Origin of the sequence: Caballeronia sp. M1242 (assembly GCF_017220215.1) — a bacterium.
Classification (GTDB): Bacteria; Pseudomonadota; Gammaproteobacteria; order Burkholderiales; family Burkholderiaceae; genus Caballeronia.
Map to the genome: position 1 here is coordinate 399,267 of NZ_CP071132.1, position 24,459 is coordinate 423,725.

The following is a 24,459-nucleotide window of genomic DNA, read 5'->3' on the forward strand; positions in this document are numbered from 1 at the left end:
TGCGAGAGCATAAGGGCTATTGCGCTCGCACGCGCAAAAAAGACGCTTGACCTCATGCGCGCCGCGCTGAGCCTTCAGGAAGAATGGCGTGTTTTAAGGCGTCTTCGGCCGGCGCACGACACGCACTTTGGCTGCCCGTCCGCCGCCGCAAAAGAAGCGGTCATGCCCGTCTGATTCGAGCCCCGAGATGCTCGCGCCCTCGGGCATGTCGAGCCTTTCGAGCACATGGCCCGTGGCCGGATCGACGTGGCGCAACTCGCTTTCATCGCCTTCCCATGTGGCGTGCCACAACTCGCCTTCGACCCACGTCACGCCCGTCACGAACCGGTTCGATTCGATGGTGCGCAAAATCTCGCCGCTCGTCGCATCGATCTGATGGATCTTGCGGTCACGGTACTGGCCGACCCAGAGCGTGCCTTCGCCCCACGCGAGGCCCGAGTCCGCGCCGCCACCCGGCGCCGGAATCGTCGAGACGACGTGGCCCGTGCGCGGATCGATCTTCTGGATGCGGTCTTCCGCGATCTGATAGAGATGCTCGCCGTCGAAAGCCGTTCCCGCATGGGCCGCGACATGGAGCTTGCGTTGCGGCTCGCCTGTCGCGGGATCGAACGCATTGAGCGTATCGCCTGCCGCGAACCACACGGCATGACCGTCGAACGTGACGCCGTGCACGCCTTCCACATCTGGAAAAGGCCCGTATTCACGAATGATTTCTGCTTTCGCGCGTTTCATGGCTTGGTCCTCTCGTCGCGCATCGTTCGATGCATGGCGATGATGCTAGCCGCTCGCGAGATCGGCGGGGAGTAACAAGGCCGACGCGAATCCCGGCGTAGGCGGCGCGAGCCAGCGGCGCGCGCGACCGCGCCCGAACGACTGCACCTTGCCCGACGCGGCCAATGTTTCCAGCGCGCGTTGCACCGTGCGTTGACTGGCATTGAGCGCAAGCGCGAGCGCGGAACTCGACCACGCTTCGCCGTCAGACAGACAGGCGAGCAGTGGCGCGTGCGCGTCGTCAAGAGGCCGCGCGAGCACGGCCACATGTGCCGCTCGATGCGGCGCGAGCGCGTACCCGTCGCGCGTGGCCCGAATCTGCGCCAGTGGCCGCAGCAGCGTGCGCAAGCGTCCCATCTCGACCCGCAGCCGCGCGCGATGCGTCTCGTTCGCGTGACGCATGCGAAACGCGGATGCAATCAGTCGATCGCGCGGTACGTCGTCGGGCGATGCCTCGCCGAGCATGCGTGCGAGCGTGAAAAGCACCGGGCGCGTGGCGAGCGAAACGAGCGTGTGCGCATCGCGCACGGCATGGCGGCAGGCGTCGATCACGAGCGTGTTCGATGCGAACAATGCTTCCACATCGTCCAGCAGGACAAGACGCGTCTCGCCTTGTGCGACGAGCCGCGCAGCGGGCGTATCGAGCAGCGCGCGCGCATGGTCCACTTCCGCGGACAGCGCGGCAATGCCCGCGACTTGCGCGGCTTGTCTCGCGCGATCCAGCGCGGCGCGGGCTCCTTGCGCCTGAAGACGGCGCATGGCGATGCCCGCTTCGATCAGCGCATGCGCGGCAAGCAACGCGGGCGGGAGCGCGGACGCATCCAGCGCGCGAAGCGCTTCTTCCGCTTCGTCGATGCGCCCGATAAGGAGCGCGCGTCGCACGCCGAGATAACGCGCATGCGCCGCGTTGATGCGATCGCCGTGCGCTTCGAGCGTCGCGCGCGCATGGTCCAGCGCCTTCGCGGGCCACGCGAGTTCGCGCGATGCGAGCGCAATCTCGGCTTCGGCCACGACGCAGCGGGCGCGCGCCACCGCTTCCTTCGCGCCGAACCCGCGAGACGCGCGCCTGAGCAGCGCCTTCGCACGCGGGAAGTCGCCGAGCTGCGCCATCGCGATGCCGCGCAGCGCGAGCGCGGGAGCATCGTCGCGCAGCGCCACGCGATTCAGCGCGCCGAGCGGATCGCCTGCCGCGAGCGCGCGCGCCGCCGCCGTCATCAACGAATCCATGCGAATCCCGACACGCTTGTCACTCCCCCGCGTCCGATGCCCCGCACTAATCTAACACCATGCATGGCGCGCTTTGCAATGAATCCCAAACCGGTGCGCACGCACCGCCGCACAACGGAGGCAACGCAAATGACGACTCACACGACTGCCACACACAATGACTGGCTCGCCGCACGGCTCGATCTGCTGAAAGCCGAGAAGGAGCTCACGCGCCACAGCGACGAGCTCGCGCGGCAACGTCAGGCTTTGCCGTGGGTTCGCATCGACAAGACATATCGCTTCGATACCGAAGCCGGCGATGCCACGCTCGCCGACCTCTTTGGCGGGCGCTCGCAACTGCTCGTCTATCACTTCATGTTCGGACCGGACTGGCGCGCGGGCTGCCCGTCGTGCTCGTCGATCGCGGACGGCTTCGATGGCTTCGCCGTTCATCTCGCGCATCACGATGTCGCGCTGTGGGCGGTCTCGCGGGCGTCCATCGACAAGCTCGCGGCCTATAAGAAGCGCATGGGATGGCGGTTTCCGTGGGCATCCGCGAAGAATGGCGAGTTCAACTACGACTTCAACGTGTCGTTCACCGAGGCGCAGCAGCGCGCGGGCGACATCGAATACAACTTTGCGCGCGGCGGCCACGCGATGGACATGAAGGACGCGCCCGAACCCGTCAAGGCGTTCGCGGCCGCTTGCGGCACCGACGCGCCGACCTTCACGCGCGATCGCCCCGGCATGAGCGCATTCGCGATGGAAGACGGCGTCGTCTATCACACGTATTCGGCGTATGCGCGCGGGCTCGATGCGCTCTGGGGCATGTATCAATGGCTCGATCGCGCGCCGAAAGGACGCAATGAGAACGGCATCTGGTGGAAGCGCCATGACGAGTACGCCGACTGATTTCGTCATGCTCAGCGGGGACGAGCGGCGCGGACTCGTCGCGCTGCTTGCTTTCGCGTTCTTGCTCAGTGCCGCGTTGCTCGCCGCGTGTCATGCGTGCATGCCCTCGATGGACTGGGCGCGTCCTTGCGGCCAGACGCCGCTCGGCGCGGCAGTCTCCTTCGTCGCTGCGTGGGCCGTCATGATGAACGCGATGATGCTGCCGCCGTTCGCGCAGACGTTGTGGCGCTATCGCCGGTGAGGCGCGTCGGCGCTTGCGCTCATGACGGCCGGTTATGTCACGGCATGGTCGATGACCGGCATCGCGATGTATCCGCTCGGCGCGACATGGAGCGTGCTCTTCATGACGAAGCCCGTCACCGGCGGCGCGGTGATCGTGCTTGCCGGCATGGTGCAATCGAGCCGATGGAAGGCACGCCGTCTCGCGCGTTGCCGTTCCACCAGCGAGCATCGCTCGACGATGCTTGCATCGTATGAACACGGGATACGGCACGGCATGCAGTGCATTGCATCGTGCGCGGCGCTCACCGTGGCTTTATGCGTCGCGGGCATGGCGGACCCGCGAGCAGTGGCCGCGGTGACGTTCGCCATCGCCGCCGAACGCCTGCTGCCTTTCGGGCATTGCGTGGCAAAAGGCATTGGTGTACTGATGATCGCAGCGGGCGCGGCGTGGATGCTTCACGCCGTCGCATGAAATAAAACGATCGGCCGTGCGCTTTCCTCATCCATGTTTTCCCGGACTCAAGCGCGGCGCGCGGCGGTCGATATACAAAGGTCGATGGAATCCCTCGGCCGCGCAGTGGGCGCAGCATCGCCGCCTGGAGCGTGCATGACGCGATGCAGCCATTTCGGGGAATTCATGTTTTCGACTATCAAAGGGCGGCTGGCTTTGGCCATGACGCTGCTGAGCGCGCTCTTGATCGGCATCGGCGTGCTCGGGCTCATCGGCATGACACACGCGAACTCGGTGACGCATGATCTGTTCACGAACGAAATGCCGAGCGCGGTTTCCGTCGGCAACGCCGAGATGTTCATGGCACGCGAGCGTCTGAGCTTCGACCGCGCCGCCTTGAACGTGGGCACGAGCGCGGCCGAAGATGCGATCGGGCGCGGCGCGCTCATGCGTAAGACCTCCGACGAAGCATGGGCCAAATACGCATCGCTGGCCCAGGATCCGGAAGAAAAGGCGCTCGGCGAGAAGTTCAATCAGCAGCGTCTCGCGATGCAGAAGCTGATCGACGAAGGCTACGCGGACGTGCGCGCGAAGGACCAGGAGAAGATCACCGCCGACGCCAGCGCCATGCAGGCGGCGTTCAACGAATTCGCCAAGACGGGCGTCGCGCTGCGCAAGCTGCAGTTCGACTTGGCGCAACGCGCGTACGACGCGGGACAAGCCCAGTTCGAAACCTTCCGCCTGTTGAGCATCGCGGCAGTCCTCGCAGGCGTCGCTGCCGCGATTTATTCGTGGGCGTCGCTGCGCCGCCGCATCGCGCGTCCGCTCGATGCCGCGCTCACGCAGTTCAGTGCGATTGCATCAGGCGATCTGCGCCGCGAAGTGACGGTCAGCTCGAACGATGAAATGGGCCAACTGCTGCGCGGCCTTTCGACGATGCAAGCGAGCCTCATCGACACCGTGCGTTCGGTACGCTCGGGCAGCGAGTCGATCGCCTCTGCAACGAAACAAATCGCAGCGGGCAATATCGACTTGTCATCGCGCACGGAACAGCAGGCTTCGGCGTTGCAGGAAACGGCGTCGAGCATGGATGAACTGACAGGCACCGTCAAACAGAACGCCGACAACGCGCGTCAGGCGAGCAAGCTGGCCGCCAATGCGTCGGAGATTGCGAGCAAGGGCAGCCATGTCGTGTCGCAAGTCGTCACGACGATGGGCGAGATCAATCAAAGCTCGGCGAAGATCGCGGACATCATTACGATCATCGAAGGCATCGCGTTCCAGACCAACATTCTCGCGTTGAACGCCGCCGTGGAAGCGGCGCGCGCTGGCGAAGAAGGACGCGGCTTCGCTGTCGTGGCGGGTGAAGTGCGCTCGCTCGCACAACGTTCGTCGGCGGCAGCGAAGGAGATCAAGGAACTGATCGACACATCGGTGGAGCGGGTGCAGTCGGGCAGCGCGCTTGTCGACGAAGCCGGCCGCACGATGACCGAAATCAGCGGCGCGGTGCAGCGCGTGACCGACATCATGGGCGAGATCGCGGCGGCATCGGAAGAGCAGAGCAGCGGCATTGATCAGGTGGCGCGCGCCGTGACGCAGATGGACGAAGTGACGCAGCAAAACGCGGCGCTCGTCGAGGAAGCGGCAGCCGCCGCGCAATCGCTGGAGGACCAGGCGGCGGCGCTGCGCACGGCGGTGGAGACGTTCAGGCTGCATGAGGCTGCGTGAGGTTGCGTGAGCGCGCAACGGGTTCGTGCGCCCTTCGCTTATTGACCGCACCGCCCGATTGCAGCAGCATCGTCGCGCGTGTTGCCTGCATGTGCGCGGATGCGATCGGCAAGATCCACTGATGGCGCTTCGTACGAGTAGCAGTACGGCGGCTTCGGCACCTTGCCCGGTTGCTCGTCTTGCAGCACCGCTTTCGCGTCGCCGAGGTACAGGTTGTCGCGTACCGAAAGAAACGCCTGATAGCCGTGCGTGTACCCGTAGAGCGACTTCGTGCGCTCATAGTGTTCGCGATCCGATTCGCCATTGACGAGCGCGCTGCGTGCCGGCGCCTGCGGAATGTAGCGGCAGTAATTCGCGTTGACGCCTTCGACCGTCGGGAAGTATGCCGGCTCCGTGCAAGCGCGATGCGCGGCGTTCGAAAAGACATTGCCTTCGACGAGCGCCCTCGCCTCCAGGCTGAAGCTCATGCCGTAGAAGTCCCAGTTCTGGATGAGATTGTTGTAGAGGTGGACCGTCCCAAACTGCGCGCGCGGGTTACGCTGCATGGTATCGACGAAGTAGCTATGGTGAATCGTCACGCGAGCGATCGCATCGCGCTCGTAGTTGGCAAAGAGATTGTCATCGGTGATGTTGTTGACCAGCATGACCTTGTCGTCATCGTGAAACTTCACCCACGAGACCGTGACATCGGTCGAGCCGTTCTTCACGTTGACGAGCCGAGCCGCGAACCGCGAGAGATCGAGGTGATCGATCCAGACATCGTGCGATCCATTGGCGATGTCGATCGCCTGCGCGAACGTGCGCAAGCGGCCGTCTATCGTCAGATGCGTCACGATGACGTTCGCGCTGCCATAGATGCCGAAGCCGTAGTCCAGCAGTTCCACCATGTGTCCGCGGCCGTCTATCGTCACGTTGGACGGCACGCGAAGCATGGACGCGAGCGCGATCTTCATGTCCGACGGGAAGCGAATCCAGGTGGGTCCGCGCGCATGCACGAGCGCATCGCGCAACGATCCCGGCCCGGCGTCCGCCGCCAACGACACAACTACGACCTTGCCGTCCAGTCCGCCCGTCGCCGCGCGGCCATAGCCTTCTCGCTGTTGAAGAAGTTTGGACACCATCGCGCAATCCGCGGTCGCACGCTCGCATGCATCGCGCGGCGCGGCGGATGCCGGCATGCACGCGGCCATCGACGCACACGCGATCATGCTAACGATGCACGTCCGCAGCGCCCAGCGAAGGCGCTCAAAGTTCGTTGAGATCTTCATGACGCACGCACCCGCTTCGTGTTCGTCAGGAAATCGACGTACCACGGCAGCGCCTCTTTCATTCCCGCGCGCAAATCGACGAGCGGCACATAGCCGAGTTCACGCTGCGCCTTCGACACGTCCGCTTGCGAATGGCGCACGTCGCCTGCGCGGAAATCGCGGTGCGCCGGTTGCTTGTGATATGCGTGGCCCAGTTCCGCGAGACCGTCGCGGATCACATGAAAGAGGTCGTTGAGCGTCGTGCGTCCGCCCACCGCGACGTTGTAGACCTCGCTCGAGGCAAGCTCCGCGCGAAGCGCCGCGCGCAAGTTCGCCTGCACCACATTGCCGACATAGCAGAAGTCGCGGCTCGTTTCGCCGTCGCCATTGATCTGCACGTCTTCGCCCGATAGCATGGCGGCAATCCACTTCGGAATCACCGCCGCGTAGGCGCCGTCCGGATCCTGCCGCGGTCCAAACGCGTTGAAGTACCGCATGCCGATGGAGGCGAATCCGTAAGTGCGCGCATATACGCTCGCATAGATCTCGTTCACCAGCTTGGTGACGGCATACGGTGACAGCGGATTGCCTATGCGCTCTTCGCGCTTCGGAAGATTGGGCTCATCGCCATACGTCGAACTCGACGCCGCGTAGACGAAGCGGCGCACGCCGGCCCGCCGCGACGCATCGAGCATGTTGAGAAAGCCCGTTGCATTGACATCGTGGGTCGCAATCGGATCTTTCACCGAACGCGGCACCGACCCGAGCGCAGCCTGATGCAGCACGAAGTCCACGCCGTCTACCGCGGCATCGCACGCGCGCGCGTCACGGATATCGGCCTCCTGAAAGCTGAAATTGCGCCAGCGCGTTTCGCCGACGCGCGACCTGATCTCATCGAGATTGCGCTGATGCCCGGTCGCGAAGTTGTCCAACCCGCGCACTTCCTGTCCGAGCACGAGAAGCGTCTCGACAAGATTCGATCCGATGAAGCCCGCCGCGCCCGTCACGAGCCATCGAAAGCGCTGTGCAGCGAGCGCATCGCGCAAGCCGGATTGCGACTCGTGCAGCAGCCATGCCGGCATCGTCGACTCATTCAACAAGGTTTCTCTCTGCATAACCTTCTGCTCAGTTGATACACGATAGGTTTCGATCGCATGCGGCGCGCGTTGCATGAGCGGACGGATCGACCGGACGCACGTGACGCCACAGCCCGCCGCTCAGGCGCAGGTCTTCCGGCGCTCCGGCAAGATGCTCGCGCAGGTGGCCGAGATAAGCCTCCTGCCATCGGAGCGCATAGCGTTCGACATCCTCGCCGGGCTCGGCGGCGGGCAGCATTTCGAGTGTTTGCACGATCTTGCCGTTGCGCCATCGCGGCGCATAAAAGACCGACGGCGAGCCGAGCCGGTGCGCGGCACGTGCCGCGAACGACGAGTAGGTGATCTCCTGCCCGGCGAACGGAACGCGCGGCGCGGCGGGGTTCGGCGCGCCATCGACCGCAATACATACCGCGAAGCCGGATTGAAGGGCGCGAAAGCATTGCCGGGCCACTTGCGCCTCGGTCTGGTCCGCCGTGGAGATGAGCGCGGACGCGTAATGCGCCGTGGCGACGCCCGGCATGCTCGCCACCCAGCGCGACGGAATGCCGAGCAGTTCGAGCACCATCAGGCCGGCGTACATGGGGCCGACATGCGCGGTCGCGACCACGACACCCTTTCCGCCCGCAAGTAATGGGGCGAACCGCCGCTCCGTTTCGTCGAGATCGTCGAGCAAGGTCATGGCTTCTTCAATCAGATGATCGCGACATTCGAGCCATTCCAGCAACAGATGATCGACCAGATGTCCCCAGCGCGCCGCCCGCTCCCATGCTTCGCGCGTCGCCGGGTCCGCTTCCCTGCGTAGTGACCACGCCCAATCGAGCCTTTCCTTCGGGATACTGACTTCATCAAGTCGCATATCGACTTGCGCCATTGCGAGCGCAAAACTCGAAGGCAGCAGGCGGTCTCGCGCGTCGAGACGTTTGCGGTAAAGCTCGGACGCTTGATCCTTTCTGCCGGCCTGAGACAACGCCGCGATCGCGAGACGCTGTACGCGTTCATCGTCCGGGCGCTGGGATGCGAGCGTCAGCATGTGGTCTGCCGATTCCGCGTGGCGGCCGCAGTGGCGCAATGCGCGGGCGAGTAACGTTCGCGTGTGCGCAAGGTCGGGACAACGCTCGCACGCGCTTTGCAGATGCGTGACGGCATCTTCATAGCGACCCGCGCGCAGCAGCGTCTCGCCATAGAGCGTCATGAGCCGCATGTCGTTCGGTGCGAGCGCCACGCCGCGCGCCAATTGTTCGAGCGCTCGCAGATGGCCGCCGTCCGAGACGCCGCTCGCCAGATACGCCTGCCCCAGTTGCGAACGCAGCGCCGTGCCGTCGAGTCCGGCGCGCAATGCCGCCTCTCCCGCAGATATCGCGAGTCCGATACGGTTGTCGCTCGCCAGCGCCTGCACGACGGCCGCCGCAGCGCGATCGTTGGGCATGCTCGCGGCGTCGAGGCGCGATGCGAGCCGCGCGGCGACTTCCGTATGCCCCGCGCGCGTGAGCGCGGTCAGCCACGCGTGCGCATGCGCGGCGTGCGCCACCGCCATGTCGATGCTCGCGCGCGCCAGTTCGGCCGCCTCTGCGACGCGCCCCGCCTGGAGCCGCAACTGGATGCAGGCCGCACGCGCAGCCGGCGCGTCGGGTTCGATCCGCGCTGCGGCATCCGCGTGCCTCACCGCTTCGTCCCAGCGTTGCAAGCGGCCGAGAACGCTCGCGAGCATCCGCCGCTCCTCGGCGAGCTCGGGCCACGCGTTCACCAATGCGCCGAGGACGGCGGCTGCGTCGTGCAGCGCGCCGTCCCTAATTAGCGGCGATACGACGAGGCGCTTCACGTCGATGCGGGCATCGGCGGCGCGGATGAGCGACGCATCCAGTGCCTCGATCGCGGCGGCTCCGTTCTCGCCGACGCGAATCTGCGCGATGGCGCGATACACGCGCGCCGCTTCATCAGGCACAGCGCCGGCTCGCACGGCATCGGCATACGCGGCGAGGCCGGCAGTCCACTCGCCTTTTCTGACCAGAGCCTTGCAGGCATCGAACGGCGTGCGGCCATTCGGCTTGTTCATCGGCTTATCCATTGAAGAACTCGCGCGCGAGCATCACGGCGACGCGTACGACAAGCGCGAGCGCAAGACCCGCAGCCAGCGACGCCAACAAAAGAAGCGGCACGTTCGGGCTCGTGGGCCGGTCCGTCGGCAAGGGCCGCGTGATGACCGTCAGGTATCGCTGGAGCTTCAGCGTATCCGTGAATGCCTGCTGATAACTTTGCTGGGTCGCGGTGAGATTGGCATCCGCGAACGCCTCGGCGTTCTTCAACGATTCATAGTCGCCCAACTGGCTCGCCTGAGTCTTGCCCTTGCCGCTAATGCGCTCTCGCGTCTGCGCGAGCCGCTCCGTCAATGCCTGCACCTGTGCCGCTGCCGGAGCCAGCATCGGGTGCTGCGGATTGCCGAGCGCGCGAATCTTGTCGAGGTTGATCTGCGCCGTGTTGAGCTCGGTTTCCAGTTGAGCCGAGAGATTGAGCAGCATGGCCGCGTTCGCAGCGGGATCGAGATTCTGGTTGACGATTCGCCATTTCGTCAGCGCCGCGCGTGCCGACTGCGCCTCTTTCCGCGCCAGCGCGACGGCCTGCCGGCTCACCTTGAGCGCATCGTCGACGCCCTTCTCATCCATTCGTTGTACGAAGTTTTGAGCGAGGTCGAGCAGCGCATCCGAGATCGCCGCAGCATCGGCCGGCGAATAGGCGCTCACCTGCATGACATCGACCTGTTCCATGATGTTGTACGACACCTTCACGGACGAACGGTATGCGCGATAGAGAGCGTCTTCGGACGCGTTCGACGGCAGCCGGTTAGGCAGATCGAGACCGTTCAACGTGAGCCGGCGGCGCAGTCCGATTCTTCCGTCGAGTTGGCGCATGCAGTCGCGAGAAGCGAGGAAGTCGCTGACGGCCCAGCCATCGACGAAACCGGCAGCCACGCCAGCGCCGCCGCCGGTCGTAAAGAGACTCGCTGCGCCGCCCGTGAGCGGCGCAGCGCTCGAAGTCGCGCGCACCGAGAATCGCGCTTCGGCGGAATAGCGCGGTTTCGCAACGAACGTCGCGTACGCCGCGCACAACGCGACCGGCACGAGAACGAGCGCGAGCATCATCCAGCGCGCCTTTCGCCGCGCGAGCCTCGCCGTGTCTCGTTCACGGCGGCGCGCTTCGATGACCGATCCGGACTCAGACATCGAACGGACCTCTGGCGGCGTCGAGTCCGTTGCCGTCCGCGCTTGCGACGGACTCGCTGTTCGCCCGGCGCGGAGGGAATCGACGGAGGCACTCGTCGAGATCGGCGTCGATTCGAAGGCTGCTTCCTTCATAGACCAAACCTTTGACGCAATAATCCGCCATCTGCTGACGACGGTAAGTTGAGAGAATGAGCGTGCGCCCGACCAGTCGTTCGTCGAACAGCGCGCGCCACAGACGCGCGAAGCGGCTTGCTTCATGTGGCAGGGCGCCGTCGACCACATAGACATCGAAGTCGGGCGCGAGCGCGAGCGCAAACGACACTTCCTGACGCGTCGCGAGCGGCCAATGTTCCATCGGCAGTTCGAGATGCGCGGGGCACGTAATAAGGTCCGCCACGAGTTCGATAGCCGCCTTCGCAGGCAAGCCATGCAGCGCGCACACGAACTCGATCATGCGCAGTCCGTTCGCCTTGCCGCGAATGAAGCCCTGTCGGCTGAGCGGCCACGACACGCGACCGCGATGCTCGACGAAGCCGTGGCGCGGCCTGCGCAGGCCGGCCAGCACATCGATCAGTGCGCGATGGGCTTCGGGCGTTCGCGAAAGCAACGCATAGCGTCCCCGCGCAATGTCGAGATCGACGTTCGATATCAGCGGCGTGAGCGAGCCCGAGATCGTCGATGAACACGTGACGGCGTGCAGTCGGATCATGTCGGTCACATCGGCTGGACGTTGCATCGCGCGAACCGTTCGGCGCAAAGCGCCACGGCCGCAAGAAGGACGAGCGACGTGACGAAGTAGGAGAGACGCGCATCCGTCGAGCGATAGCTTTCGAAATACGCCGAGCGCAATAGCTGCATGCCGTGCGCGAACGGCGACCACAAGAACCACCCGCGATACTGCTCCGGCAACTGCTCCGACACGAAGAACACGCTGCTGAAGATTTCGAGCAGTCGTTCGATGGCCGTGGCAAGGCGCAGGAAGAAGCGCCACTTGCTCGCGATAGCGCCGAAGAACACGCCCGTCGACGCGCCGCCGAAGCCCATCGCGATCACATAGCCGAAGAACGCGGGCCAGCTCGCCGGCAAGCTGATCAGATCGAACCCGTGGCCGACGAGAATCAGCGTCGCGAACACGAGAACGAAGATGGCCTGATACAGCACGGCCTGCACGCACGCGCACAGGAGCGGCGTGACGCCCTGAAGGTTGAGCCATCCGCGAGCGGAGATGTAGCTCGTGCTGCTTCGAAAGATGATCTGCCGGAACATGATCCACGTCGTCGCGCCCAGCAACGAGAAGGTCGGCACGTCCATTCCCAGAATGAACTGGGTTCCCGTCAGCAAGTAGAGCGACGAAATGAGCGTGAGCAGCACCGCCGGTCCGAAAAACGCCCACGCGAGTGCGAAGCGGCTTTCGCCTTGCATGGTGTCGAGCTGGAAGATCAGCATCGGAAGCAACGCGCGCAGGTCGGAGCGGCCGGCTTGCACCGCCCGTGGCCGTTGTCTCGCATGAAGCGAGGCGATGCGAGACTTCAGCGCCGCGAGGTCGCTGGCTTCGCCGGCGCTGACGTCCGGCGTCAGCGCGCGGTCCTCGCGCGACGCGCTGCGGCGAGCCTCGCGCGCTTCTTCTTCGCGACGGCGGCGGACGCGCTTTTCGTGTGCATCGGCAAGATGCGCTTCTTCTCGTGCGAGCGTGGCCGGCGCGTAGCCGGGAGCGAACACATCGACGCCCGCGCGGATGTCGTTCTCCAGGAGACGAATCGCGGTGCGCAGTTGCCGTCGCCGCAGATCGAGCGTTTCTTCGTCTGCGGGCGGCACGCCCTCGCTAAGACGCGCCTGTAGCGACTCGTACACCTGACGCCGCTGCCCAGGCGTCTCGCGCGGTGAACGGCGCAGCGCCGCGAGGATAAGCGCGAGCGTCGTCGCGGGCGCGTGCGGCCCGGCGTCTTCCATCTGCGCGCCCGCGCCGATCCGGTAGCCGTTTGTTCGCCGACGCGCGCGCCAGTCGTCTATCCGCCTCTTATTGCTCATGATGCCGCGTCAATCCGCCAGCGCGCTCACCGAGCGCGCGGTGCCGAGCGACGCGCTGAAGGTGGACAGCAGCTTCTGCACTTGCGTGAACGGGGCGTCGGATACCAGCACGGCATCGCCGTCATGCACGACGAACTGGCCCGCGAGTGCAATCTGCTCCGGCCGCGTGAAATCGAACTGATAGACGGTCGGTCGTGCATCGCCCGGCCCGCGCTCGCTCGTCCCGGCTCTGCGCAGCAGATACACGCCGCGCGGATTCGCGAGCGCGTCGCTAAGACCGCGCGAATCGCCGAGCGCATCGAGAAGCGTGTAATCGCGCTTCGGCACCTTGATGCGCCCTTGCACGCCCGCCGCGCCGAGCACCACGACCTGTTCGACCACGTCATGCGCGATGATCGAATCGCCCGGTCGCAGCGGAATGTCGTTGGCGCGCGTTCGATACACGTCCGCAAGCCGTATGGTGGCTTCCGTGCCTTGACGTCGCACCAAAATCGCCAACTGTTCGGGGTTGACCTGACTGGGCGCGGCGAGGCCGAGCACATCGCTCAGGCGAGACATGTCGCGGCCGAGCGCATACACGCCGGGCTTTTGAAGATCGCCCTGAACCGTGACCGTCTGTCCGCGCCGCGTCGTGGGCCGCACGACGACGTCCGAAGCAGTCATGAGCCGGCTCAGACGCCGCATGATCGCAGCGCGTAGTTCGGCTGCGGTCAGCCCCTCTGCGCGGATGCTGCCCACATATGGCAAGTAGATGTCGCCTGCACGGTCGACGATCATCTCGCCCAGGTCAGACGCGCCGTTCGGCCCGGCCGGATAAACGGCGAGACCGTCGCGCTCGAAGACGGTCACGTCTATGCCATCGCCTGGCGCGAGACGTTCGTAGTCGAACGCGGCCGCGTGCGCGAACGCGGGCGGAAACGTCGAAGGGCGCGCGCTATGTCCGGCAAGAACCGTCTGGGCTGTCGCGGGAACGAGCACGACGTCGCCCCGCGCGTCCGATGCGTTGATCTCGCTCACCATCGGCCCGCTGCGCGGCAAGCCGCATCCCTGAAGGAAGCACGCGCTGGCAAGGCCGAGCAGCAACGCCGCGCACTGTCGCGCGCGGGTGACTTTCGCCGGGAAGATTTCACGAGCCAACGATTTCATCGCTTCCTTCTCTGAACCATCGAGCCACACGCGCCCGCTCTCATGCATGCATCACGCGACAAGCGGGCTCTCCTGCTCGTCGGTCGGCTGGGTCGGCGCGGTCGACTCAGCGCCTTGTGCCGTCGAAGCGCAGAGTTCTGCGAACTTGCTCGTCATCGCGTTGACCGAAAACAGCATGCGCGCCCGCTGACGCGCATGCTCCCGCGTAGCGCCGTCCGCCTTGCAGCGGTCGACGAGCGCGGCGAGCTTGTCGCAGGCGGCCTGCAAGTCGGGCTGATCGGCGCATTCGAGCAAGTGCCCGGTCACGCCATCCACGAAGCACTCGCCCGCGCCGCCTGCCGGCGTCGAAAGCGTGGCGACGCCGAGCATCTGCGCTTCGATGAGCACGTTGGGCAGCCCTTCGAAGCGCGAGAGCAAGACTTTCACGTCCATCTTTGAATACCAGTAGCCCACATGCGACGACAAGCCCGCGAACAGAAGCCGGTTCGAGATGCCCAACTCGTTCGCAAGCTCGACGGCCTTCTGCTGCAACCGCCCGTCGCCGACAATCACGAAACGCGCGCGCGGCCGCTTCTTCAGATACCGCGCCGCGAGCCTGATCCATGACGACGGCCGCTTGTCGGGCTCGAAGCGAAAGACGCCGCCGATCGTCTCGGATGCGTCCGCGGTCTTCTTCGCGAACGCCTCCCAGCGCTCTTCGTCCTCGATCGAACCGGTGGTGTCGAGTTCGGGCACGCCGTTATAGAGCACATGGAACCGCGCCAGCGGCAGATCGACCCATGCGGCGTACGCTTGCGCGCCCGCGCGGCTGTTGCAGACGAAGTGGATGCCGGGCACCTCGGCCAGGGCCCGATAGAGCACCGCGTATTCGGGGCGGTCGCGCTCCCGGCGAATGTTCGGCGGCAATCCGCGAAACACAAGATGGATGACCGGCACGCCCGCCAGCAAGGCGGCGAGCGCGCCGAACAGGCATGTGCCGTCCTGCCAAAGACTGACCACATCGAAGCGGCGCTCGCGAAAGTACGGTACGAGGCGTCCCACGCCGTAGTGCACTGGCGGCGGCAGGTTGCCGAGCATGCGCAGCAGGTTGGCGTCCGTCACGGATCGATCGCCGGCCACGACAACGGGCAGGTCGTTGATCTGCGTGACGGGCACGCCCGCATCGTTCAATGTGCCGAGAAAGAAGTCGAGCCGCTGGCCGTTCGGCTCACGCGTGGTTTCCGTATGCTGTCTGACGAGCACTTCGACGCGGCTCACCGCCGCCGACGCGCCGCCATGCAGCGCATCCTTGCGCAAATGGCAGGCAAGCCTCGTCAGCTGACGCTCGGCGCCGCCCGGTCCGAGGCTGCCTGTGACGAGCGCGATGGCTTTCGCGCGTTCGCCGTCCGCACAGCGCACAACGCGCTGGCGGAACGACAGGATCGCGTGCTTCATCGCCACGATCTTGATGTCGGCGCTCGCGAGCACGTCGTCCGATTCATACTGTCGATAGAACGTGTAATCGCTCGCCAGCGCGGCCGCCAGTCGCCCGGCCTTGCTGTCGGGCGCGAGCGACGCGGCGATCGGTTCCAGCACGGCGACCGCCTGCGCGAGCCGTCCGCGCTTGCTGAGTCGCTTGGCGAAGGCAATGCGAATATCGCGTCGGTCGTGCCGCGCGATCAGGCGTTCGAACAACGCATCCGACGCCTCGTGCGCGCGCACGTCCGCGAGAAGCTCGGCGCGCGCGAGACTCGCCGACGCGTCGTCGAGCGATTCCGGCATGCAGCGGTCGATGTGCTCCAGCGCCGCATCAACCTTCTTTTCCTTGACGAGCCGCAGCGCGTAACCGCGCGTGATGCCCGCATGGTCCGGGCAATCCGCCGACAGCGCATGCCAGGCGTCGAGCGTGCCCTCCGCATCCCCGGCCATTTCCATCAACTGCAACAGCAAAAGGCGCGAGTCGGCGCCTTGCGCGTGATCGCGAACGAGGCTTCGCGCCTCGGCGAGCGCGTCTTGCGCGAGACGGGCCGTGCGCGCGTGCGCCACCAGCCGGGCGAGTTCTTCACGCACGGTGTCGGTGTCGGTTGCGCGGCTCGATTGAGTTGATGCAGCCGGCGCCGATTCGGGAGCGATCCATGTCACCGGCGATTCCGCCGCCGTGGCGCTCGCTTGCGTTACTTGAGTCATCGTTAGGACTGCAATATTATTTCGGAGGACGGCGGGACCGTGCTGCGCAAGGCAAATCCCGCTTACGCGGTCATGCGGCCTTCGCGGGCTGCGGCGGCGAGATCGTCTTGCGCCTGTCGCGTTCGGCCCACAGCAGGCACTTGCGGATGTTGGCGTCGATCTGTTCGACATCGCCGGACTGCTGGCGAAGCGCCTTCCAGTACGGCAGCGCCTGCGCAAAGCGATGCAGACGCATGGCGCCCGATGCCGCCGCCTTCAGGCCGACCGGATCGTCCGGCACGAGCTTCAGGATTGCTTCGCCGAGCGCCAGGCGGTCCTCGCCGCTCGCGGAATCGAGTCCGCGCAACTGCGCGCGCAACGCCGCGACGACGCGCTTTTTCTCGACGGCGACATCGGCGCCCGAGGCGTCGGCGCTTTCGATCAGATGAAGCAGCGCCCACGCCGCGTCGTACTCCTGGCGAGCCAGCATGTCGCGGGCGGCGCGAATCGAGCGCCCTCGCAACGTCGAGATCTGACGCGCCGCGTCGTCGCGCATGGCGGAGTCCGCTTCATGGTTTGCAGCGATCTGCGAGAAAGCCTCGATCGCTTCGGCATAACGTCCGGCCCGAACGGCCACGCGCGCGAGATGAAGACGCGCTGAGAGCGGCGCGCCGGGCTGGTCCGCAGCCAGTCGCAAGTGACGAAGCGCCGTGGGCGTATCGCCGAGCGCTTCCGCTGCCCGCCCACGCAAGCTGTCGAGGTGGGGGAACGTGAGGCTCGTCTGCAAGGCGATGTCGATCAGGCCGACTGCCGCATGAAAATTCTGCTCGACGATGGCCGCGCGAGCCGCTTGACGCATGTGCCGCTCGAGCGCCCGGCGCGCGCGCAATGCGTCCGCGTTCGCGGGCTGTGCGAGGCACGCCGCCTGAATGCGGTCGGCAGCCACGCGGAGATCGCCTGCGGCCACTGCCGCTTCGCCCTCGGCAAGCCACCGCGCGATCTGGTGGTTCAGCCAGCCCGCCACATCGGCCGAATCATTCGCGGCGAATGCCTGCGATACGGCCAACGCGGCCGCGGGCGCCGCGAAGCCCTCGCCGACCGCCCGCTCCGCGAGCGCCAGCGCTTCGCGCGCGGGCAGCGGCAGCGACTCACCGGCAAGCCGCATCAGCGCCGCGCGGTTCTTCGTGTCGAGCTTGCGGTTCCACAGCAATGCATAGCTCGGAGCGTGCGCCGGCAACGTCGCGCGCACTTCTTCGGCCCAGTTTTCCGCGCTTTCCGCTTCCCCAGCCGATTGCAGCAGGGATAGCACCGCGCTGGCGGCTTCGGCGTCGTCGTTCGTCAGGCGGAACAGGCGCTTCCAGCTTGCAAGCGCTGTCCTCGCGTCGCCGAGGCGCGTGGCGGAGAGGGCGCTGACGCGCAATAGCTCGGGCGTTTCCACTTCGTCTCCGAGCATCGCAGTCGCGAGCGCCAACGCGTTCTCGAAATCGTCGAGTTCGAAGTAGCACCGCATCAACACGCGGTTGGCGTTGTCGTCTGAGCCGTCGTCGGCCTCTCGCTGCTTGAGCACGCTGATCGCGCCTTCGTAATCGCCCAGTTCGAATTGCATGCGCGCGAGCAACAGGCCGTGCTCCGCGCGTGTCGGGTCGGCGCGCAACACGGCGCGCACTCGCCGCGACGCCTCGCACAGGCGTACTTCGTTCCATGCCATCTCGATGCTCGCGGCCTCGTCTACCGGCTGCGTTTCTTTCTGCAAGCGCGCGCCGCCGTCGCGCACGCCCGATGCGGCGATATGCGCCGCGAGAAAGCAGCGATGCCAGTCGTCCACCAGACGATCGGCGAACGCATCGGTGAAGTGCGTGAGATCGAGTCCGCCCTGCTCCATCGCGTCAGCCTGGCCGACCTCGTGCATCAGCGGCGTCGGATCGTAGCAAGGCACCTGCATGCGCCGCGCGATATCGCTCACCGTCTCGATCAGGCGGTGCCGCTGCTCGATCACCGGATTGTCGGGCGGCGCGGCGTCAACGTGCGTGACGAACACCAGCTTCTCCCTTCCGACGAGCGCGGCAATCTCCCGCATGTCGCGCTCGATCTCGTCGTCCGTCTGTTCCCTTCGCACGATGCGCGCGAGCAAGGCCTGATCCGCCGCCGCAAGCCGCCTGAAGTTCGGCTCCTGTTCGAGCCATGCGCGCCGCTCGGCCATCTTCTTGACCGATGCCATCGACCAGAACGTCCGCGAACGCGCCCGGTCCGCGAAGAAATCTGCGAAGTACCGGCCCATGTAGTTGATCTGGATGGGATAACCGTCGACCGTCAGCAGCTTGCGCGAAGACACCTCCACGATAGTCAGGTCAGCGTGCGCGCAGGGCTTCGCATAGCTCGCCGCCGCGACGCCGGGCCGGAACAGCAGCGATTCGATCTCGGCCGGAATCGACTGCTGACCGAGCATGAAACGCAATTGCTGGAGCGCCTCCGCACTCGTGTGGACGAATCCATAGTTGCGCGCGCTTTGCGCCCGAATCGGATACCGCGCGGCGCCTTTGCGCAGCGGCGTATGTATGCGGCACGTCCCGATGGGACTGACCAGCAGCTTCGAATGGCTCATACCGGTTTTGAGTGACGTGGACGATGCCGCTTACAGCGCCCAGTACTGCACGCTCGCGGGCAAGCGCGTCTTGTCCAGCGACGACTTGAGGTCGCACAGCAATGCGCCGTCCGTCAGCATGTGCGGCAGGTCTTGCCAGATCGTGGCCATGATGTCGCGATGAGGCACGGCGAGAACGACGACATCGAGATTGTCGAAGTGAGACTTGTCGACGAGCGAGATGCCGTACTCATGCTCCATCTGGGCTTTGTCCGCCATCGGGTCCAAAGCAAGCGGCGCGATGCCGTATTGCTGCAACGCACGGTACAGATCGACCACCTTCGAGTTGCGGATGTCGGGGACGTTCTCCTTGAACGTCATGCCCAGAATGCCGACACGCGTGGACCCGGCCAGACGGTGCTTGCGCGCGAGCATCTGAACGATCTTCGCGGCGACATGCTGCGCCATGCCGTCGTTGATGCGGCGCCCTGCCAGTATGACTTCCGGGTGATAACCCATCTCCTGCGCCTTCGACGTCAGGTAGTACGGGTCCACGCCGATGCAGTGACCGCCCACGAGTCCCGGCGTGAAGCGCAGGAAGTTCCACTTCGTGCCTGCCGCTTCGAGCACCTCCGTCGTCGAGATGCCGGCGAGATCGCAGATCTTGGACATCTCGTTCATCAGCGCGATATTGATATCCCGCTGCGTGTTTTCGAGCACCTTCGCGGCTTCCGCCACCTTGATGGAAGACGCGCGATGCACGCCCGCGTCGATGATGCCGCCGTAGACTTCGGCGATGATGTCCGCGCTTTCGTCATCCTGTCCGGACACGATCTTGACGATTCGCTCCAGCGGATGCTCGCGATCGCCCGGATTGATGCGCTCGGGACTGTAGCCCAGCTTGAAGTCCACGCCGCAGCGCAACCCCGACGCCTTTTCGAGTTCCGGCCCGCAGATTTCTTCCGTCGCGCCGGGGTGAACGGTGGACTCAAACACGACAATACTGCCCGGACGCAGCACAGGTCCGATGGTGCGGCATGCGCTCACGAGCAGCGAGAAATCGGGGATGCACTTCTCGTCGACGGGCGTCGGCACGGCGACCACGAAGAAGTTGCAGACAGCGAGGTCCGCTGCGTTGTCGGTGAAGCGCATGGTCGAGGCGCGCAACACATCGCTCTCGATTTCGCCCGTCCAATCCTCGCCCTTTTTCAGATGCTCGATACGGCGACGATCGACGTCGAATCCGATAACGTCGTAGCGGCGCGCGAACGCGACGGCGACGGGCAGGCCCACATAGCCCAGACCACACACTGCGATTTTCTTGAGTGACACAGAATTATCCTTGACGCCTGGTTATTCAACGCTGACCGTGCGCATTGAATAGCGTGTTGCAACATCACCGTTGGCAGTCATCTGCCTTGAACGCTGTTAATTGTCTGGGTTACTTTTCGCTAAAAATATCCAGACCCAGCGAATTGGAACGAATCCTATAGAGGTGATAAAGACGGCGCAAGGGATATAGACGGACTTCGAAACAATGTTTCAGATAACACTGTTTTACGGATTAGCCAGTCTGTGAGCTTGATAAGTGCATTAAGAAGCGTTCCTCGAATCTTTAATGGAGCGAAAGGAACGCCAGATTCGGCGGTGGCTGCAGTGTAAATAGGACGACACTTAAAATCTGCCAGCAGTACGTGGGCTATCTATACGGAATCTCTGCCGATTATCAAACTCTTTCGAGATTAATATCGGGACGCTTTGAAAATGGCGAATGCTTTCAATTTTTTGATTGTCGCAAGGCAACCGGTTCGAAAGCCCGCTTCTTGATGGCGTAAGCATCGCTGAGATTTCCAGAAGCTAATCGCGCAGCCGGACAGCGCCGGCGCCAAAAGCTCGCGAATGCCTACCGCGCAGCCTCCATCCCATACCGCCGCCTGATTCCATCGTTTTCAGGCGCGGCCATGAAGGCCAGCAAGTCCCTCGATTCCACCGGCGCGCGCGCTGTCGCGCACACGGCGCCTTCAAACACGGTCAGCGCCTGAACGTCGCCCGGCAACGGACCGACGATGTCCACGCCCGCCACGCCGACCAGCTCGCTCATCTGCTGAAAGCCCAGTTCGACTTCGCCGCGCGCGATGAGCGTGCCGACCGCGACGCCCGGCGGCGCCTGCACGATGCGCGAACCGATCGCGTCCGCGATGCCCCAGCGCTCGAACAAGCGCATAAGGTGCGCACCGCTCGGCCCCGTCGAATAGCCGATACTTCGCGCGGCGAGCACGGCCTCGCGCACGGCTGCGCCACTTTCAATCGAAGGACGCGCCGCGCCCGCCGCCACCGCCACCGCAATGCCCGAACGCGCGATGCCTACGCGGCTTGTCGCATCGACGAACCCGGCCTCGGCAAGCCGCGCGATGACGTCCGACGCGAGCACCACCACATCGAATGCTTCGTTATCCTCAATACGCCGCGCCGCCGCGACGCCGCCGACCGATTCGACCGTCACGCGCTGCCCGGCTTGCTGCATGTAGACGTCGGCGAGATCGTTCAGGACCTGGCGCGTCGCCATCGAGGAAATGACCGTGATCGGCGTGGCGGTGTCATGCATCGCGAATCCTCGCATTAGTCGATATAGCGCAGGCCCGCGCGCTGCAACGGCTCGCGCATGCTGTACATGTCGAGACCGAGCACGCCGCTTGCCAGCTTCGCGCGCTTCTCCTCTTCGAGTGCCTCGCGCGCCGTGGCCTTTTCCAGCACCTTTTGCGCCGATGCAGACGGCACGACGACCACGCCGTCATCGTCCGCGACGATCACATCGCCCGGCGTGACCCACGCGCCCGCGCACACGACAGGAATGTTGACCGAGCCAAGCGTCGCCTTGACCGTGCCCTTCGCCGAAATGGCCTTGCTCCACACGGGGAAGCCCATCTCGGTCAGCACGCGCACGTCGCGCACGCCGCCGTCGATGATCAGCGCCCGCGCGCCACGCGCCTTGAAGCTCGTCGCGAGCAGATCGCCGAAGAAGCCATCGGTGTTGTCGGTCGTGCACGCGGCCACGACGATATCGCCCGGCTGTATCTGTTCGGCCGCGACGTGCAGCATCCAATTGTCGCCCGGCTGCAAGAGCACCGTCACGGCCGTGCCGCTCGCTTGCGCGCCAACGTATATCGGGCGCATATACGGCTTCATCAGGCCGACGCGGCCCATCGCTTCATGAACCGTGGCCGAGCCGAGCGCGCCGAGCTTCGCCGCTGCGTCGGTATCGGCGCGATCGATGTTTCGATACACCACTCCGAGTTCGTACATATTCACTGTCCCTTTGCTTTGAGCGCCGCATCGAGGCGCGGATACACGCGGCGCGCGTTGCCTTCGTAGATCTTGTGGCGCGCTTCGGGCTGCATCGACGCTGCTTCGATATAGCGCTTCGTATCGTCGAAATACTGCCCGGTTTCTGGATCGATGCCTCGCACCGCGCCGATCATTTCACTGGCGAACAGTATGTTGTCGACCGGTATCACGCGCGTGAGCAGGTCGATGCCCGGCTGGTGATAGACGCATGTGTCGAAGAACACGTTGTTCAGCAAATGATCCTTCAGCAAGGGCTTTTTCAGTTCCTGCGCGAGGCCGCGGAAGCGTCCCCAGTGATACGGCACCGCGCCACCGCCATGCGGAATGACGAAGCGCAGCGTCGGGAAGTCGCGGAACAGGTCGGACGTGAGGCACTGCATGAACGCGGTCGTGTCCGCGTTCAGATAGTGCGCGCCCGTCGTGTGAAAGCACGCGTTGCAACTCGTGCTGACATGGATCATCGCGGGGATGTCGTACTCGACCATCTTCTCGTAGATCGGGTACCAATAGCGGTCGGAAAGCGGCGGGCTCGTCCAGTGACCACCGGACGGGTCCGGGTTCAGATTGATCGCCACGTTGCCATACTGCTCCACGCACTTCACGAGCTCGGGGATGCACGTCGCGACATCGACGCCGGGGCTCTGCGGGAGCATCGCCGCCGGAATGAAACTGTCCGGGAAAAGCTGGCTCACGCGATAGCAAAGTTCATTGCAGATGGCGGCCCACGTGCTCGACACCTCGAAGTCGCCGATATGGTGCGCCATGAAGCTCGCGCGCGGACTGAAGATGGTCAGATCGAGCCCGCGCTCGCGCATCAGCCGCAACTGGTTGCTTTCGATGGATTCGCGCAGTTCGTCGTCGCTGATATGCAGCTCGGACGGACGCGGCATCTCCGACGGATTCTTGATGCCGGCGATCTGCCGGTTGCGCCATGCCTCCAGCGCCTTCGGCGCGGTCGTGTAATGGCCGTGTATGTCGATGATCATCGTGACTTCAACTCCAGGACTAATGTGCGGCTGTCGTCTGCGGGGCGGCGTCGGCCGTGCGGCTGCGCTGCGCGATGAGAATGGCGATGGCGGCGAGCGTCGCGGGAATGGCGAGCATCGCGAGAATGGCGCCGAACTGCCAGCCAAGGCCGAGCAACGCGCCGCCGAACGCGGAACCGAAGATGCTGCCGAAGCGGCCCATGCCGAGCATCCAGCTCACGCCGGTGGCGCGCGCGACCGTCGGGTAGCGGCCCGGCGCAAACGCGTTGAGGCCGGTTTGCGCGCCGCTCATGCAGAAGCCCGCGGCAAAGACAAGAACGGCGAGCGAGGACGACAGCGCGCCGATCCAAGCGAGCCCGAGCACGCACACCGCGCCGCCGAGATAGGCCGCGCTGATGACCGGCGCGGGGCGCACGCGGTCCATGATCCAGCCGACGATGATCGCGCCGATGGTGCCGCCGATCTGGAACATGGCCGTGATGTTCGCCGCCGCCGAGACCGTCAGGCCGGCGTCTTTCATCAGCGTCGGCAGCCAGCCGGTGAGCAGATAGATCACGAGCAGGCCCATGAAGTAGGTCACCCACAGCGCCGCCGTCAGAAGGCCGTAGCCGTGCGAGAACAGCACGCCGATGGGGCGCTTGGTCGGCAGCGGCGGCTCAGTCGAAACGAAGGTTTCATCGCCCGCGAAGCGCGCGCCGCACACGCGGCCCAGCACCTTGCCGATCTTTTGCGAGGTCGCGCCGCGCACCGCCAAGAGGCGCGCCGATTCGGGCAGCAGCCAGATTTGCAGCGGAATCAGCACGAGCGGCAGGCCGCCGCCGAAGATCAGCACGGAACGCCAGCCGTGCGTCGGAATGAGCCAGCCCGCGACAAAGCCGATCAGCGCCGAGCCGAGATTGAAGCCCGTGAACATGATGGTGATGAGCAGCGCGCGCTTGCGTTGCGGCGCGTACTCGGAGAGCAGCGTCGTGGTGTTGGGCATTGCGGCGCCGAGACCGATACCCGTCAGTACGCGCAGCAACGCCATGCTCGTCGGCGAATTGGTGAATGCCGTGGCGATGGTGAACACGCCGAACAGGAACACCGACGTAATCAGGACTCCTTTTCTTCCGATACGGTCCGACGCCGGCCCGGCGGCTAACGCGCCGATCACGAGTCCGATGGGCGCGGCGCTCATGACGAGTCCGAACGCCGGGCGCGAGATGTGCCAGTCCGCGATGATCGACGGCGCGACGAACCCCATGATGGCCACGTCCATGCCGTCGGCCGTCACGACGAGAAAGCACAGCGCCACCAGCAGCCACTGGTACGCGGAAATGGGCCGCTCGTCGATGAACGCCTTGATGTCGATAGTTCTACCGCTAGTCATGTGATGT

The 24,459-nt window shown here is 65.0% G+C and carries 20 protein-coding genes; 4 read left to right on the plus strand and 16 right to left on the minus strand.

Annotated features, from left to right (window positions below; translation table 11 throughout):
• Positions 1 to 93: 93 nt before the first annotated feature.
• The gene (locus JYK05_RS25335; protein WP_206470602.1) at positions 94 to 732 is read right to left on the minus strand and encodes a PQQ-binding-like beta-propeller repeat protein; all 639 of its coding nucleotides are present in this window, start codon (positions 730 to 732) and stop codon (positions 94 to 96) included.
• A gap of 45 nt (positions 733 to 777) precedes the next feature.
• The gene (locus JYK05_RS25340) at positions 778 to 1,998 is read right to left on the minus strand and encodes a helix-turn-helix domain-containing protein (RefSeq protein WP_206470603.1); all 1,221 of its coding nucleotides are present in this window, start codon (positions 1,996 to 1,998) and stop codon (positions 778 to 780) included.
• A gap of 129 nt (positions 1,999 to 2,127) precedes the next feature.
• On the opposite strand from JYK05_RS25340, the gene JYK05_RS25345 reads away from it, so the two are divergent.
• The 4 genes from JYK05_RS25345 (at position 2,128) to JYK05_RS25360 (ending at position 5,290) form a co-directional block, all read left to right on the plus strand.
• The gene (locus JYK05_RS25345; protein WP_206470604.1) at positions 2,128 to 2,889 is read left to right on the plus strand and encodes a DUF899 domain-containing protein; all 762 of its coding nucleotides are present in this window, start codon (positions 2,128 to 2,130) and stop codon (positions 2,887 to 2,889) included.
• A gap of 7 nt (positions 2,890 to 2,896) precedes the next feature.
• A complete protein-coding gene (locus tag JYK05_RS25350; RefSeq protein WP_206470605.1) occupies positions 2,897 to 3,130 on the plus strand; it encodes a hypothetical protein in 234 nt (77 codons plus the stop codon).
• A gap of 21 nt (positions 3,131 to 3,151) precedes the next feature.
• The gene (locus tag JYK05_RS25355; RefSeq protein ID WP_206470606.1) at positions 3,152 to 3,583 is read left to right on the plus strand and encodes a DUF2182 domain-containing protein; all 432 of its coding nucleotides are present in this window, start codon (positions 3,152 to 3,154) and stop codon (positions 3,581 to 3,583) included.
• Between the two features lie 165 nt (positions 3,584 to 3,748).
• Positions 3,749 to 5,290, plus strand: a complete 1,542-nt coding sequence (locus JYK05_RS25360) for a methyl-accepting chemotaxis protein (RefSeq protein WP_206470607.1) — start codon at positions 3,749 to 3,751, stop codon at positions 5,288 to 5,290.
• A 38-nt stretch (positions 5,291 to 5,328) separates the two neighbouring features.
• Here JYK05_RS25360 and JYK05_RS25365 read toward each other — a convergent pair whose 3' ends face one another.
• From JYK05_RS25365 to JYK05_RS25430, 14 genes are all read right to left on the minus strand, one after another.
• A complete protein-coding gene (locus JYK05_RS25365) occupies positions 5,329 to 6,411 on the minus strand; it encodes a polysaccharide lyase family 1 protein (protein ID WP_347879174.1) in 1,083 nt (360 codons plus the stop codon).
• 143 nt (positions 6,412 to 6,554) lie between these two features.
• Entirely contained in the window at positions 6,555 to 7,619 is a 1,065-nt protein-coding gene (locus JYK05_RS25370) for an SDR family oxidoreductase (protein ID WP_241270103.1), read from the minus strand.
• Positions 7,620 to 7,662: 43 nt separating this feature from the next.
• Complete coding sequence (locus tag JYK05_RS25375) at positions 7,663 to 9,687, minus strand: tetratricopeptide repeat protein (RefSeq protein ID WP_206470608.1); 2,025 nt, start codon at positions 9,685 to 9,687, stop codon at positions 7,663 to 7,665.
• Between the two features lie 4 nt (positions 9,688 to 9,691).
• Positions 9,692 to 10,852, minus strand: coding sequence for a sugar ABC transporter (locus JYK05_RS25380; RefSeq protein ID WP_241270104.1), 1,161 nt, complete (start codon positions 10,850 to 10,852; stop codon positions 9,692 to 9,694).
• Positions 10,845 to 11,561 carry an ATPase gene (locus JYK05_RS25385; protein WP_206470609.1) on the minus strand — a complete coding sequence of 239 codons (717 nt, stop codon included), beginning with the start codon at positions 11,559 to 11,561 and terminating at the stop codon, positions 10,845 to 10,847. The genes JYK05_RS25380 and JYK05_RS25385 overlap by 8 nt, the downstream gene beginning before the upstream one ends.
• Positions 11,562 to 11,566: 5 nt before the next feature.
• Complete coding sequence (locus JYK05_RS25390; protein WP_206470610.1) at positions 11,567 to 12,880, minus strand: ABC transporter permease; 1,314 nt, start codon at positions 12,878 to 12,880, stop codon at positions 11,567 to 11,569.
• Between the two features lie 9 nt (positions 12,881 to 12,889).
• Entirely contained in the window at positions 12,890 to 14,026 is a 1,137-nt protein-coding gene (locus JYK05_RS25395; protein WP_206470611.1) for a polysaccharide biosynthesis/export family protein, read from the minus strand.
• A gap of 51 nt (positions 14,027 to 14,077) precedes the next feature.
• Positions 14,078 to 16,192, minus strand: a complete 2,115-nt coding sequence (locus JYK05_RS25400) for a glycosyltransferase (protein ID WP_206470612.1) — start codon at positions 16,190 to 16,192, stop codon at positions 14,078 to 14,080.
• 70 nt (positions 16,193 to 16,262) lie between these two features.
• Complete coding sequence (locus JYK05_RS25405) at positions 16,263 to 18,773, minus strand: tetratricopeptide repeat protein (RefSeq protein ID WP_206470613.1); 2,511 nt, start codon at positions 18,771 to 18,773, stop codon at positions 16,263 to 16,265.
• A 30-nt stretch (positions 18,774 to 18,803) separates the two neighbouring features.
• Positions 18,804 to 20,063 (minus strand): nucleotide sugar dehydrogenase, encoded by a 1,260-nt coding sequence (locus JYK05_RS25410; protein ID WP_206470922.1) that lies wholly within the window; start codon positions 20,061 to 20,063, stop codon positions 18,804 to 18,806.
• Positions 20,064 to 20,655: 592 nt separating this feature from the next.
• Positions 20,656 to 21,357 carry a substrate-binding domain-containing protein gene (locus JYK05_RS25415; protein ID WP_206470614.1) on the minus strand — a complete coding sequence of 234 codons (702 nt, stop codon included), beginning with the start codon at positions 21,355 to 21,357 and terminating at the stop codon, positions 20,656 to 20,658.
• Between the two features lie 14 nt (positions 21,358 to 21,371).
• A complete protein-coding gene (gene ligK, locus JYK05_RS25420) occupies positions 21,372 to 22,055 on the minus strand; it encodes a 4-carboxy-4-hydroxy-2-oxoadipate aldolase/oxaloacetate decarboxylase (protein WP_206470615.1) in 684 nt (227 codons plus the stop codon).
• A 2-nt stretch (positions 22,056 to 22,057) separates the two neighbouring features.
• Positions 22,058 to 23,083 (minus strand): amidohydrolase family protein, encoded by a 1,026-nt coding sequence (locus tag JYK05_RS25425; protein WP_206470616.1) that lies wholly within the window; start codon positions 23,081 to 23,083, stop codon positions 22,058 to 22,060.
• Positions 23,084 to 23,102: 19 nt separating this feature from the next.
• A complete protein-coding gene (locus JYK05_RS25430; protein ID WP_206470617.1) occupies positions 23,103 to 24,452 on the minus strand; it encodes an aromatic acid/H+ symport family MFS transporter in 1,350 nt (449 codons plus the stop codon).
• Positions 24,453 to 24,459: the final 7 nt, after the last annotated feature.